The 12,909-nt window shown below is 71.7% G+C and carries 13 protein-coding genes; 7 read left to right on the top strand and 6 right to left on the bottom strand.

What is annotated here, in order from left to right; all coding sequences use genetic code 11:
* Positions 1 to 20: 20 nt before the first annotated feature.
* The 3 genes from STRVI_RS40600 to STRVI_RS40590 all read right to left on the bottom strand — a co-directional run bounded on the left by STRVI_RS40600 (position 21) and on the right by STRVI_RS40590 (position 1,579).
* Complete coding sequence (locus STRVI_RS40600) at positions 21 to 491, bottom strand: succinate dehydrogenase hydrophobic membrane anchor subunit (RefSeq protein ID WP_014061380.1); 471 nt, start codon at positions 489 to 491, stop codon at positions 21 to 23.
* Positions 492 to 496: 5 nt separating this feature from the next.
* Entirely contained in the window at positions 497 to 877 is a 381-nt protein-coding gene (sdhC, locus tag STRVI_RS40595; protein ID WP_014061379.1) for a succinate dehydrogenase, cytochrome b556 subunit, read from the bottom strand.
* Between the two features lie 156 nt (positions 878 to 1,033).
* Positions 1,034 to 1,579 carry a 2-oxo-4-hydroxy-4-carboxy-5-ureidoimidazoline decarboxylase gene (locus tag STRVI_RS40590; RefSeq protein WP_050993852.1) on the bottom strand — a complete coding sequence of 182 codons (546 nt, stop codon included), beginning with the start codon at positions 1,577 to 1,579 and terminating at the stop codon, positions 1,034 to 1,036.
* A gap of 322 nt (positions 1,580 to 1,901) precedes the next feature.
* Here STRVI_RS40590 and STRVI_RS40585 point away from each other — a divergent pair, with 322 nt between their 5' ends.
* From STRVI_RS40585 to STRVI_RS53860, 4 genes are all read left to right on the top strand, one after another.
* Positions 1,902 to 3,548 carry a beta-N-acetylhexosaminidase gene (locus STRVI_RS40585; protein WP_014061377.1) on the top strand — a complete coding sequence of 549 codons (1,647 nt, stop codon included), beginning with the start codon at positions 1,902 to 1,904 and terminating at the stop codon, positions 3,546 to 3,548.
* Between the two features lie 344 nt (positions 3,549 to 3,892).
* Positions 3,893 to 5,053: a DUF4328 domain-containing protein gene (locus STRVI_RS40580; RefSeq protein ID WP_014061376.1), complete on the top strand. Its 1,161-nt coding sequence runs from the start codon at positions 3,893 to 3,895 to the stop codon at positions 5,051 to 5,053.
* 59 nt (positions 5,054 to 5,112) lie between these two features.
* Entirely contained in the window at positions 5,113 to 5,796 is a 684-nt protein-coding gene (locus tag STRVI_RS40575; RefSeq protein ID WP_014061375.1) for an RNA polymerase sigma factor, read from the top strand.
* The gene (locus STRVI_RS53860) at positions 5,796 to 6,998 is read left to right on the top strand and encodes a hypothetical protein (RefSeq protein WP_014061374.1); all 1,203 of its coding nucleotides are present in this window, start codon (positions 5,796 to 5,798) and stop codon (positions 6,996 to 6,998) included. The genes STRVI_RS40575 and STRVI_RS53860 overlap by 1 nt, the downstream gene beginning before the upstream one ends.
* A gap of 240 nt (positions 6,999 to 7,238) precedes the next feature.
* Here the strand turns inward: STRVI_RS53860 and STRVI_RS40565 are convergent, their stop codons facing one another.
* Positions 7,239 to 8,138, bottom strand: coding sequence for a L,D-transpeptidase family protein (locus tag STRVI_RS40565; RefSeq protein ID WP_014061373.1), 900 nt, complete (start codon positions 8,136 to 8,138; stop codon positions 7,239 to 7,241).
* A gap of 135 nt (positions 8,139 to 8,273) precedes the next feature.
* On the opposite strand from STRVI_RS40565, the gene STRVI_RS40560 reads away from it, so the two are divergent.
* Both STRVI_RS40560 and STRVI_RS40555 read left to right on the top strand, forming a co-directional pair.
* Positions 8,274 to 9,863 carry an acyl-CoA mutase large subunit family protein gene (locus STRVI_RS40560; protein ID WP_014061372.1) on the top strand — a complete coding sequence of 530 codons (1,590 nt, stop codon included), beginning with the start codon at positions 8,274 to 8,276 and terminating at the stop codon, positions 9,861 to 9,863.
* Positions 9,864 to 9,940: 77 nt separating this feature from the next.
* The gene (locus STRVI_RS40555) at positions 9,941 to 10,156 is read left to right on the top strand and encodes a hypothetical protein (RefSeq protein WP_043237345.1); all 216 of its coding nucleotides are present in this window, start codon (positions 9,941 to 9,943) and stop codon (positions 10,154 to 10,156) included.
* A 420-nt stretch (positions 10,157 to 10,576) separates the two neighbouring features.
* Here STRVI_RS40555 and STRVI_RS40550 read toward each other — a convergent pair whose 3' ends face one another.
* Positions 10,577 to 11,290, bottom strand: coding sequence for a B3/B4 domain-containing protein (locus tag STRVI_RS40550; RefSeq protein ID WP_014061370.1), 714 nt, complete (start codon positions 11,288 to 11,290; stop codon positions 10,577 to 10,579).
* A 121-nt stretch (positions 11,291 to 11,411) separates the two neighbouring features.
* On the opposite strand from STRVI_RS40550, the gene STRVI_RS40545 reads away from it, so the two are divergent.
* Positions 11,412 to 12,662, top strand: a complete 1,251-nt coding sequence (locus STRVI_RS40545; RefSeq protein ID WP_014061369.1) for an alpha/beta hydrolase family protein — start codon at positions 11,412 to 11,414, stop codon at positions 12,660 to 12,662.
* 23 nt (positions 12,663 to 12,685) lie between these two features.
* Here STRVI_RS40545 and STRVI_RS51470 read toward each other — a convergent pair whose 3' ends face one another.
* Positions 12,686 to 12,832: an SCO1431 family membrane protein gene (locus tag STRVI_RS51470; protein WP_014061368.1), complete on the bottom strand. Its 147-nt coding sequence runs from the start codon at positions 12,830 to 12,832 to the stop codon at positions 12,686 to 12,688.
* Positions 12,833 to 12,909 lie beyond the last annotated feature (77 nt).

The raw sequence follows: 12,909 nt of genomic DNA, 5'->3' as shown, positions 1-12,909 counted from the left end.
GGATACCTCAGCCCCGGGGCCTAGCGGATGTTCGGGTCGAAGGTGAAGATCACCAGAGTGCCGAGCACGATGGTGAATCCTGCCGCTGTGTAGAGCAGCGCCTTCAGCCACAGGCGGGTGGTTTCCCGCTCCGCGTAGTCGTTGATGATCGTGCGCAGGCCGTTCGCGCCGTGCAGCGTGGCGAGCCAGAGCATGATCAGATCCCATGCCTGCCAGAACGGCGAGGCCCAGCGGCCGGCCACGAAGGCGAAGCCGATCTTGGTGACACCGCCGTCCAGCACGAGCTGGATCAGCAGATGGCCAAGGACCAGGACGACCAGCAGGACGCCGGACAGGCGCATGAAGAGCCAGCCGTACATCTCGAAGTTCGTACGGGTCGCCCTGGGCGTCTTGCGGCTACGGGCCCGCGGCGGCTCGATGACCGGGGCCGGATGATCCACGTCGTACGCGCTGACCGCGTCGCTCGCGGGGGTGGTGGTCTCGGCGGACATGTGCGTCAGCTCCCGAACAGTTCGCGCAGCGTGTGCTGGAGGATCGGGTAGAAGGCGCCCGCCATCAGCACGACCCAGATACCGACGACGCCCCAGAGCATCTGGCGCTGGTACCTCGCTCCCTTGGACCAGAAGTCGACGGCGATGACGCGAAGGCCGTTGAGGGCGTGAAACAGGATGGCGGCCACGAGGCCGTACTCCATCAGGTTCACGACGGGATTCTTGTAGGTGGCAACCACGTTGTCGTACGCCTCGGGCGAGACGCGGACCAGCGAGGTGTCCAGCACATGTACGAACAGGAAGAAAAAGATGAGGACGCCGGTGACTCGATGAGCCACCCAGGACCACATACCTTCCCGGCCGCGATACAGCGTTCCAGCCGGCACGGAAAAACCCTCCGGAAGCGGATTTGGGGCCTGCCGGCTTCACGGTCGGTCGGGCCCGGCCGGGTACGGTCCACCGGCCCTGGCCATCGTACCGACGTGCTGTCGGCAGGTTCGTCCGGGGGGCTCAGGTGTGATCCATCAAGCACGAACGGGCGATCATGCGATACGGAACCCGGGCACGTCCGGCGAACGGGAGGTGTTCGCGGCCAGCCGGACGAGCCTGCCGCGGGCGATGCGCCGCAGCTCCTCCGCGGTGTTGTCGCGCTCCCGCTCCCGCTCGTTGCCCAGCCGGTTCCGGATCCCGGTCAGCAGCCGGTCGAGCCGCTCCTCGCGCCGCAGACCATCCAGACAGATGACGAAAACGTGACCGAATCGACGCTCGTACGCATCGTGGGCGGCCTGGAGCGCGGTGTGGGCGGCGAGCGACCCCAGGCTCTCCGCGGGCGGCAGCTCATGGCCGACGACCGACTCGTCCGCGAGCGCCTCGTCCAGATCGGCCGGGGTGAGGTCATAGCTGGCCTCGTCCCCGGCGGCCAGCAGCGCCTCCAGATCGGGGTACGGGCGGTGGGCCGCGATCAGCCGCGCCCAGCGGCGGCTGCCGCAACAGGCGAGCAGCGCGGCCTCGGCCGCGTCGGCTGTGGCGGTGTTGAGCCGGTCGAGGCGGGAGGCCGCGGCGCGGGACCCGGACATGGACCTGGACATGGGCCTGGACCTGGACAGCGTGGACTCCTCGGACACGCGGTGGACTCCTCCGGCACGCAGGGGACACGCATGGGAGCGGACGCCCAGGAGAAAGGACACCCGGGAGAAACGGACACCCGGGAGAGGCGCGGGAGACAGGGCTGGGCGTATGAGCAGTACACGCTAACGATGCGGGGAGGTGGGTGTGCCGGGGGGAACGCGATATCACCCGAAGGGGGAGGTTTTACTGCATGCGGTGGACGGCATTCGGGGCGCAGGGTGTTTTTCGGCCCAAAGGCGGCCGAATGCCCGCTGCGGGGAGGGCCTAAGGAGGTATACCGCTATGGGATTGCCGCTCAGAGCCACCAAGGCGTCCTGCGTCCGCGGTCTGATCGCGGGTGCCGTCGCCATCCTCGTCCTGGCGGCCCTCGGCTGTCAGCAGACGGGCGGCGGCCAGGGCCAGGCCGGCACCCGCTCCTCGCCGGCGCGCTCCTCGCACGCCACGACCGCCACCTCGGCGCGGTCCCCCTCGACCACCCCGCCACACGGCACGGCGGCCTCCGCCCCGCCGCGCACCATCCCCTCCGTCCGCGACTTCGCCCCGGCCACGGGCCCGGGCTGGCGGCCCGGCAGCGGCAGCCGGGTGGTGGCCGACCTCAACGGCCCGCTCGCCGACGAGGCCCGCACGATCGCCGCGGAGCTGGGGCTCCGCACCGCCTCCGGCACCCCCCGCACCGGTGATCTCTCCCTCGCCCTCGCCCCGGGGCAGAGCGGTGGCGGCGAGGCGTACACGCTGACGGTCGGCGGCGGCCGCGCCCGGATCACCGGCCCGGCCGACGCGGGCGTCTTCTACGGCACCCGCACCGTGAAACAGGCCCTGCGCTCCGGCGGCCGCCTCCCCGAAGGCGTGATCCACGACCGGCCCGACCGCGCCCAGCGCGGCCTCAACCTGGACATCGCGCGCAAGTTCTTCTCGGCCGGGTGGATCGAGGCCCGGATGCGCGAGATGGCCGACCTCAAACTCAACCAACTGGCCCTGCACTTCTCGGACGACCAGGGCTTCCGCATCCAGAGCACCAGCCACCCCGAGATCGTCTCGGCCCAGCACCTCACCAAGGCCCAGGTCCGGGAGATCGTCGCGCTCGGGCAGCGGCTGCACATCACCGTCATCCCCGAGATCGACTCGCCGGGCCACCTCGGCGCCGTCATCAGGGCCCATCCGCAGCTCCAACTGCGCAACGCGGGCGGCACCACGTTCCAGGGGTCCGTGGACATCTCCAATCCGGCCGCGGCCCGCATCGTCGATCAGCTCATGCGCGAGTACGCCGTGCTCTTCCCCGGCCGCTGGTGGCATCTGGGCGCCGATGAGTACCTCGCGCTGACAGTCAAGGATCCCCAGGCGTCGTTCCCGAAGCTGGTGGCCGCCGCGAAGGCGAAGTACGGCCCCAACGCCCGGGTGCAGGACCTGGTCACCGGCTGGCTGAACGACCGGGCCCGGCTCGCCCGGCAGCTCGGCAAGCAGCCCAAGGCGTGGAACGACGGCTTCTTCGCCGGCGGCGTCGTCAAGCCCGACAAGAACATCGAGGTCGAGTACTGGACGGGGCGGCTGAAGGAGACGGCACGGCAGCCGCTGGAGTATCTGAAGGAGGGCCGCAAGGTGGTCAACCTCAACGACTCGTACCTTTACTACGTCCTCGGCGAGCCCGGCGGCTTTACCTACCCGACCGGGGAACGCATTTACGAGAGTTGGTCCCCCGCGGTACTGCGCGGCTCCACGCCCGTCGCCGACAAGGCCCTGACCGGACCGAACCGGATCCTCGGTGCCCGTTTCGCCATCTGGGGTGACCGGCCCGATGCCCAGACCCCCGCGCAGGTGGCCCAGGGCATCCGGCTGCCCCTCGCGGCGCTGGCCCAGCGGGTGTGGGACCCCGGGAAGCCGCCGCTGAGCTGGTCCGACTTCACCCGGCTCGCCGAGCGGCTCGGGGTCTGAGAGCGGGGACCTGAGCGGGAGAGAAGAGCTGGAGAGAAGAGGGAGAAAAGAAGGAGAAAAGAAGGACGGTCGGGGCCGCCACCCCCCACAGGAGAGGCCCCGACCGTCGATCAGGGAGAGCCTGAGTAAGGCTCGCACCCCTTACAGCGTCGCACGCCTCGATTGCGTCACACCTCCCCTTGCGCGAAACCGGGGACTTCACCCCGTGTCCCGGGTCCGTTCCGCTCTGGACTTGGCCGGTCGGATGCCCGTAACGTGCAGGTCCGCGCTCTGGGCGCGGTCGGAGGCTTTATTTTCTCGCGTGGCCCGGGCCGGGCCACGTTCCCAGGGGGACTCAAAAGACCATGTATCCGTGTGGGAACTGCCGCGCTGTCGCCGTCGGCCCCGACGGGCGCTGTGCCGCATGCGGGACGTACCAGCAGCAGCTCCAGCAGCCCTCCGCGCCGCAGCAGCCGTCCGTCCCGCCGCAGATGGCGCAGATGCCGCCGACGCCCGGCGGCTACCCGGCTGCCCCGCCCATGGGCATGCCGACCGGCGGGGTCGATCTGCGGCGCGGGCTTTCCACCACGCTCGTCGCGCTGTTCGGCGTGGCGCTGCCGGCGCTCGTCTTCCTCTTCGTGGGGCGCTCCGGCCAGTACAGCGTGATCGGGGACATGCTGGACGCGGTGGAGGGCAAGTCCGTCTCCATCACCGAGAGGGACCTCAACGACGCCGATGACCTCTTCACCACGGCGCAGGTCATCTACTCGCTGCTCACCGTCGCGATCGCCGTGGTCTGGGCGATCTGGTTCCGGCGGCTGCGGCTGAACGCCGAGGTCTTCGCGCCTGGCCAGCACCGCTTCAGCAGCGGCTGGGCGGCCGGTTCGTGGTTCACCCCCGTCGTCAACTTCTGGTTCCCCAAGCAGATCGCCAACGACATCTGGCGCGCCAGCTCCCCTCAGGGGCCGGACGCCGTCAGCCGCGGTCTGCTCAACGGCTGGTGGGTCACCTGGATCGTCGCACTGCTCACCAACGCCATCGGCGGCATCCGGTACAACCTGCTGCGGGGCAAGGTGGAGGCCGACGACTACGCCCCCACCCGCTCTGAGGCGAAGAGCGACATCGAGAGCCTGCACTCCATCCTGGCCTTCGACATGTTCGCGATCGTGATCTTCATGGCCGCGGCGGTCCTCGCGCTGCTGCTGGTCCGGCAGATCACCGCGATGCAGGAGCAGCGCGCCTCGCTGGGTCCGCAGCTTGGCGGCCCGGCTCCGTACGGCATGCCGGCGCCGAACCCGTACGGCGCCCCGGCGCCCGGACCCGGCTCGTACGGTGCCCCGGCGCCCGGACCCGGCTCGTACGGCGCCCCGGCGCCCGGACCCGGCCCGTACGGCGCCCCGGCCCCCGGGCCAGGCTCGTACGGCGCCCCGGCCCCCGGGCCAGGCTCGTACGGTGCCCCCCAGATGCCGCCGACACCGCCACCCGGCCAGCCCGGTCAGCAGTACCCGCCCTACGGGCAGGGCTAGCCCCCGGTACGCCGGAATCGACTGGACCACGGATTCTCCGAGTGGGGCAGGAAGAGACTGTGCAGGCGGACGACGCGGAACTGACCGCCGCGGTACTCGCGGCGCAGGAAGGGGACGAGACCGCCTTCCGGACCGTCTACCGGTCCGTGCACCCTCGCCTCCTCGGCTATGTGCGCACGCTGGTCGGTGACGGAGACGCGGAGGACATCACCTCCGAGGCATGGCTGCAGATCGCCCGTGACCTGCAACGCTTCAGCGGAGACGCCGACCGTTTCCGGGGCTGGGCGGCCCGGATAGCCCGCAATCGCGCGCTGGACCACATACGGATGCGCGGCCGCCGCCCGGCCATCGGCGGCGACGAGTCGGAGCTGGAGTTCCGCGCGTCCGACGCGGACACGGCCGGTGAGGCGATGGAGGCCCTCGGCACCGGCCGGGCGCTCGGGCTGATCGCCCAGCTACCGCAGGACCAGGCCGAGGCGGTGGTGCTCCGGGTGGTCCTCGGCCTCGACGCCAAGAGCGCGGCCGCGGTGCTGGGCAAGCGGCCGGGGGCGGTGCGCACGGCCGCCCACCGGGGTCTGCGGCGGCTCGCCGACTTGATCGGCCCGGCGGCGGGGAGCGATCCGGCGGTGCTCGACGGGATCCCGGGGCAACGCGAGTCACACGGCGGCGGAGCAACCAAGCCGGGTGCGTCGAAGTCTGCTGGTGTGACGGATTCACGCGCGCCAACGCAGAAGGACATGTGATGGCCGAAGACCACCGCTATAGCTGGCTGGATGACAGTGCCGCGGAGCGGTTGCTTCGCGGCGAACCGGTCGGGGGGCAGCCCGGGGCTCCCGACGGCCGGGGCGACGAGTCATATGCCGAAGCGGAGCGGTTGGCGGCAGTGCTCAGCGCCGTCGCCGGAGCGGGCCGCCCGGCGGCCCCCTCCGACGCGTCCGCGCTGCCGGGCGAGGAAGCGGCCATGGCCGCCTTCCGGGCGGCCCGTGTCGAGGTCGAGGCCGCAGCGGAAGTCGTCGTCGAGCCGGGTGTGGCCCGGCGGGCGCACCGGATCCGGCAGTTCAGAGAGAGACAGCCGTGGCTGCGCCGCCCGCTGCGGGCGGGCATGATCGCGATGGTGGCCGGCTGTGCGCTGAGCGGTTTCGCGGTCGCGGCCGCGGCGGGTGTGCTGCCGACCCCGTTCGGGACGACCCACCACACTCCGGGCCCCTCGGTGAGCATGTCGGACGCCGGACCCGGCGGCGAATCCGCCCACCCGGAGATCTCCGAGGACGGCGGTACGACGGCGCCCGGTCCCAGTGGTTCAAGCGACAACGATGCCAGCGATGTGGGTTCGAACGGCGCCCAGGGCGGAACCGTTCCCTCCGATCCGGCGGACGAGGACAAGGGCAAGGACGGGAAGAAGGACCCCTCGTCGAAGGGGAAGCACGGCACCCCGGGATGGGCCCTCCGCATCTGCCCCCGTTACCTGGCCGCGGAGTTGGGCGGCGCGGACCTCGACAAGAAGTCGCTGAAGAAGCTGACGAACGCGGCCGGCAGCGCCTCCGCCATCCACGGCTACTGCACCCAGATCCTCGCCGACGACAGCACGGGCACCCCGCGCAGCGGCGACAGCACGGACAACGGCGGCGGCGACAACGGCACCGACACCGGTTCGGACAACGGCGGCAACGGCGGCAACGGGGACAACGGCGGGAATGGCGGGGACGGCAACGGCGGCTCCGACGGGTCCGGCTCCGGCTCCGGTGACAGCGGTGGTACGGGCGGCGGCGGCGACTCCGGTGGCGATTCGGGAAAAGATGGCGGGGACGACACCACGGTCCCCCAGCCCCCGCCTCCGCCGGGCGACACCACCGGCACGCCGACCGCCACCACGACACCGACGCCCGCAAGTGACTCCACGGCGTCAACCGACCCGGTGACGGCCACGGAAACGGGTGCCGACTGAGGCTCCGGCACCCAGGTGTGACGTTTTTTTCAGCGGTGACGCTGAAAGAAATGGGCCGACTGGTCATCGGCCGCGCAGGAGCCGAGGTTCCCCCCGTACCGACGGCTCCGCGCATTCGGCGCGGGCAGAGCACGTTCCCCCGGCTCTGCCCGCGCCGCCCTCTTTTTTTGCGCCTGAACCGGCGCCGCTCTCGCGGACCGGGTCCTCGCCGTCGGGGTTGCTCAATTGATGGTTGCGGCCTTACTTGTAAACCACGACCTTGTCGCCTGCCTTGACCTTGCCGAAGAGCGCAGCGATCTTCTTCTTGTCGCGAACGTTCACGCAGCCGTGCGAGGCGCCGCTGTAGCCGCGGGCGGCGAAGTCCGACGAGTAGTGCACCGCCTGGCCGCCGCTGAAGAACATCGCGTACGGCATCGGGGTGTGATAGATCGTCGACACATGGTCCCGGCTCTTGAAGTTGACCTGGAACAGCCCCTCCCGGGTCGGGGTGTACTCCGAGCCGAAGCGCACGTCCATCGCCGACACCACCCGCCCGTTGACCATCCAGGCCAGGGTGCGGCTGGTCTTGCTGATGCACAGCACCCGGCCGGTCAGGCACCGCGGATCCGGCTTGGCCAGCGGAAGGGTGGTCGGCGGATGGAGCTGGTCGCGCGTGGGCGTCTTGGTCGCCGAGCGCAGTGAGGTCCAGGTGCGCCGGCTCACCGAGCCGGTGACCGACAGGCCGTGGCCCCGCTGGTACGCGCTGACCGACGCCTGCGTGATCGTGCCGTAGTAGCCCGTCGGGTTGCGGTTGAAGAGGCCGAGCGCGCGCAGCCGGGCCTGGAGCTCGCGCACCCGGTCCCCGCTGGTGCCGACGGCGATCACGGGCGGGGCCACCCTCGGCGCGGTGCGCCGCGGGGTGACGGGCGTCGTGGTGCGCGGCGGCGGCACCACGACCCGCTTGGGCTTGGGCTTGGCCTTGTGCGTGAACGTGCGATGCGGCCGGGGCGTCTCCCGCGCGGGTGTGCTCGTACTGGCCCGGGCCTGCGGTCTCTCCTGCCCCCGGCCGTCCACGGTCGCTTCCCCCGCCCGGCACCCCGCGACCAGTGCCGCCGCCGTGGCCGTGGCCAGCGCTGTGCCGACCACCGCTGTCCGGTGCATCTGAACCCCCCACTCCCTGATCTTTTTGCTCTGAATGCTTCCCGAAGCTGCCAGGAGGCGAACATCGACGCATGCTGTGAGCAAGGCCCCGTACCGGGAGAACGCCCGGTATCAGCCACCAGGAGGCGTGGACCCATGGCGCGCGAGTCGGAGTCGGGATTCCCCGTCGAGCCGGTGTACGGGCCCGGCGCGCTCAGCGGCTGGGACCCGGCCGGGCGGCTGGGCGAGCCGGGGGAGTACCCCTTCACTCGCGGGGTCTATCCGACGATGTACACCGGCCGCCCCTGGACGATGCGGCAGTACGCGGGGTTCGGCACCGCCGCCGAGTCCAACGCGCGCTACCGGCAGTTGATCGAGCACGGCACCACCGGCCTGTCGGTGGCCTTCGACCTGCCGACCCAGATGGGCTACGACTCCGACGCACCGCTCGCGCACGGCGAGGTCGGCAAGGTGGGCGTGGCCATCGACTCGGTCGAGGACATGCGGGTGCTGCTGGGCGCCATCCCGCTGGACCGGGTCTCGACCTCCATGACCATCAACGCGCCCGCGGCCCTGCTGCTGCTCCTGTACCAACTCGTGGCCGAGGAGCAGGGTGTGGCCGGGAGCCGGCTGACCGGCACCATCCAGAACGACATCCTCAAGGAGTACATCGCCCGCGGCACCTACATCTTTCCGCCCGGGCCCTCGCTGCGGCTGGTCGCGGACATCTTCAAGTACTGCAAGGCCGAGCTGCCCAAGTGGAACACCATCTCGATCTCCGGCTACCACATGGCGGAGGCCGGGGCCTCGCCCGCGCAGGAAATCGCCTTCACCCTCGCCGACGGCATCGAGTACGTCCGTACGGCCGTCGCGGCGGGGATGGACATCGACGACTTCGCACCCCGGCTCTCCTTCTTCTTCGTCTCCCGCACCACGCTGCTGGAGGAGGTCGCCAAGTTCCGCGCCGCGCGCCGGATCTGGGCGCGGGTGATGCGGGAGGAGTTCGGCGCCCGCGATCCGAAGTCCCAGATGCTGCGCTTCCACACCCAGACCGCGGGGGTCCAACTCACCGCCCAGCAGCCCGAGGTGAATCTCGTACGCGTCGCCGTCCAGGGCCTGGCCGCCGTGCTCGGCGGCACCCAGTCGCTGCACACCAACGCCTTCGACGAGGCCATCGCACTCCCGACCGGCAACTCCGCCCGGCTGGCACTGCGCACCCAGCAGGTGCTGGCGTACGAGACCGATGTGACGGCGACCGTGGACCCCTTCGCGGGCTCCTACGCCGTCGAGTCGCTGACCGACGCGGTGGAGGAGGCGGCCGTCGATCTGATGCGGCGGGTCGAGGACATGGGCGGTGCGGTGGCCGCCATCGAGCGGAACTTCCAGAAGGAGGAGATCGAGCGCAGCGCCTACCGGATCGCCCAGGAGACGGACGCGGGTGAACGGGTGGTGGTCGGCGTCAACCGCTTCCAACTGGAGGAGGAGGCGCCGTACGAGCCGCTGCGGGTGGACCCGGAGATCGAGGCCCGGCAGCGCGACCGGCTCGCCCGGCTGCGCGCCGAACGCGACCGGTCGGCGGTGAGCGCGGCGCTGTCGTCCCTGCGGAAGGCCGCAGAGAGCGAGCCGGGAACGGCCAATGTGCTGTACCCGATGAAGGACGCGCTCGCGGCGCGAGCCACGCTTGGCGAGGTGTGCGACGCGTTGCGGGAGGTGTGGGGGACGTACAAGCCGGTGGACGCGTTCTGAGGCGGCCGGAGTCGGGCTGGGGCCGGGCTGGGGCCGGTCCGGGGCGGGTTGTCAGGGGGTTGGGTGACACTGGACCCATGTCGTCGTCACCCCGCCGCGCCTGCCCGGTCTGCACCCGTGAGATCGCGGTCGTCGGCGGGCGCTTCGCCCGCCATGACCCACCGGGGCGGCGCTCCGCGCTTGAGCTGATCTCGTGTCCCGGTTCGCGGCGGATCGCGCCGCTGCTCACCACCCCGCCGAAGCTCTTCGGAGAGGACGAGCCGCCGACCCCGGGCCAGCAGTCGCTGTTCTAGCCCGCGGCAGGCTGTTCCCTTTGCCACAGCATCGATATGCGGCTCCGCCGCGTGGTGGGGCTTCGCCTCAGCCCCCGGGTCAGGCTGGTCCAGTGCCCGGGTCCCGTCGTGCTGGCGTGCCAGCGGGCTGGGGGTGTCCGGGGCTTCGCCCCGGCCTCCGGGGTCCGGGGGCGGAGTCCGTTGGCAGCGGGCATGGGCGGGCAGGGTGCTCGTCTCGCCGCCGCCTGCCGAAACTGGGGGTCCGCCCCAGCCCCCGGGTCAGGCTGGTCCAGTGCCCGGGTCCCGTCGTGCTGGTGTGCCAGTGGGCTGGGGGTGTCCGGGGCTCTGCCCCAGCCTCCGGGGTCCAGGGGCGGAGCCCTTGGTTGCGGGGAGGGGCGGGTAGGGGAAAGGTCCGCCGGACCCGCCGCCTCAGCGGGCTCGCTACGCCGCGCCCACCAGCCGGGAGGCGAGCGTCAGCCCCGGGCTGGCGTCCGTCAGGGCCTCCATGAGCTGGTCACCGGCGGCCTTCAGCGCCGTGTCGTCCATCGGGCCCAGCGCGTCCAGGACGAACATCGCCCGGGTAGTGGCATGGGTGAGCCGGGTGCGGGTGCATTGGCGCCAGTTCCAGCGGCGGCAGGTGACGCCCGCCTCGTCCCGCCACACGACCTCGCCGGGCGCCGGGTGCTCCGCCACCGGCTCGCCCCCGGCCGTCGTCTCGAAGGTCTCGTCGCCCTCGGCGCGGACGAGCCGGGCCGCGCCCACGTAGTGGTCGAGGTCCTCGCCGCCCAGGGGGATCACATGCGCGACCGAGATCGCGTTGTAGATGTCGGTCAGCCGGTCCACCCGGGGCAGCCCGGCGGGTGCCCGCCGCAGCAGTGCCTCCGCGCTGGGCCGGGTGCGCTGGGGCTTCGCCCCGAAGGCGCGGAACGCCTCGCGCCAGGCGGCCAGGTGCGGATGCTCTTCCACCGGGCCGTCCCCGAACCGCTCCCGCGCCGTCTGCTCGGCGTCGGCCAGCAGCCGCTCGCTCAGCTCGTCGCTCGGCCCGGGACGCAGCCCCTCGGCGGTGATGAGCAGCGCCCGGTAGTCGGGGCGCAGGGCGTGCACGGCGGGGTCGATGGCGGCGGAGTCCAGCCAGCCTGCGGCGTCGTTCGTCATGCGGTCCACTATGGCATACGGTGCGGTGCAGTGTGGTGTACGGGCGCTGGGGTCAACCCCACCCTGGAGACGGTGGGCGGCCTGATGGTGGCGTAGGGCCAAGAGCGGCACGCTCTTCGGCATGACCACACGTACTTCCGACTCCGGCCCCCGCCGCCGGGCACTGCTCGCCGCCACCGCCCTCGCCGCCGTAGGCGTGGGGATGGCGCAGCCGAAGGCGGTCGCCGCCCCGGCCGCGCGGCGGGTGCGGCTGACGCTGCCCGCGCCCACCGGGCCGTACCCCGTGGGCACCGTCTCCCACCGCCTCGTCGATCAGGACCGGCCCGATCCCTGGGTCGCCTCCCGGCCGTCGCGCGAACTGATGGTCAGCGTTCGCTATCCGGCCCGGGACGTCGAGCGGTATCCGCGCGCCGCGCAACTGCTGCCGGGCGAGGCGGCCGGTTTCGACCGGCTGAACAACTTCGGGGGCGTGCCGCAGGGCCGCGTCGACTGGGCGGCGACGCGCACCTTCGCGCACCAGGGGGCCCCGCCCGCGCGGGCGCGCCGGGGGGCCGCGCGTCCGGTGGTGCTCTACTCGCCCGGCGTCGGCGACCCCCGCTCGCTGGGCACCACGCTCACCGATGAGCTGGCCTCGCGCGGCTATGTCGTGATCTGTGTCGACCACACCTACGACGGGTCGGCGGTCGAGTTCCCGGATGGCCGGGTCGAGACCAGCAGGCTGCCGGAGGAGTACGTACGGGCCAAACAGGAGGGCACGGTCGTCGAACTGCTGCGGAAGACCTGTGCCGTGCGGGTGGCGGATCTCCGCTTCGTCCTCGACCGGCTGGAGGCGCTCGCCCCGATGCCGCTCGACCGGTCCGCCATCGGCGCGTTCGGGCAGTCGGCCGGCGGCTTCGCGGCCCTTCAGGCGATGCACGACGACCGGAGGATCGCGGCGGCCGCGAATCTGGACGGGGTGCTGGCGTATGTCGAGGAGGACCAGGATCCCGGCCCCCTCTCCACGGTCGCCGCGGACGGGGTGGACCGTCCCGTGCTGACCATGGGCAAGGACGGAAACGACCACCACACCGTGCCGTCGTGGGGTGCGCTGTGGGAGCACGGCACCGGCCCGCGCCTCGATCTGACGCTGCTCGGTTCGGCCCATGCGACCTACACCGACGCCACGTCGATGCTGCCGCGGATCGCCGCGCGGCTCGGCCTGCCGGAGAAGCTGGTGACCGACGCGATCGGCACGGTCGCCCCGGAGCGGGCGGTGGCCGTCCAGCGCGCGTATGTCCCGGCGTTCTTCGACCGCGAGCTGCGCCACCGCGATGACGGGGGGCTGCTGGACGGGCCGTCGGCCCGCTACCCGGAGGTGCGATTCGTCGACTAGGCCCCCAGACTGCCCGCGTGCCCCTAAAACAGTCCGAGCTGGGTGGTGAGCAAGGCGAGGACGACGACGAGCGACCAGCCGAGCAGATGCTCCAACAGGTGATCCTCGCCGTCGGAGGGGCCTCCGGTGCGGGAGTGGAGGCCGGTGCGGCGCGCCGCGATGTCGGTCATGCGGGTGTCCTCTGTGCTCAGCGATGATCGTGATGAAAGTGATGAAACGGGTCATCACCGTTGCCCAGGGTGCGCGG

The organism is Streptomyces violaceusniger Tu 4113 (assembly GCF_000147815.2).
GTDB classification, from domain to species: Bacteria; Actinomycetota; Actinomycetes; order Streptomycetales; family Streptomycetaceae; genus Streptomyces; species Streptomyces violaceusniger_A.
This window is presented reverse-complemented; position numbering and strand designations above follow the sequence as displayed.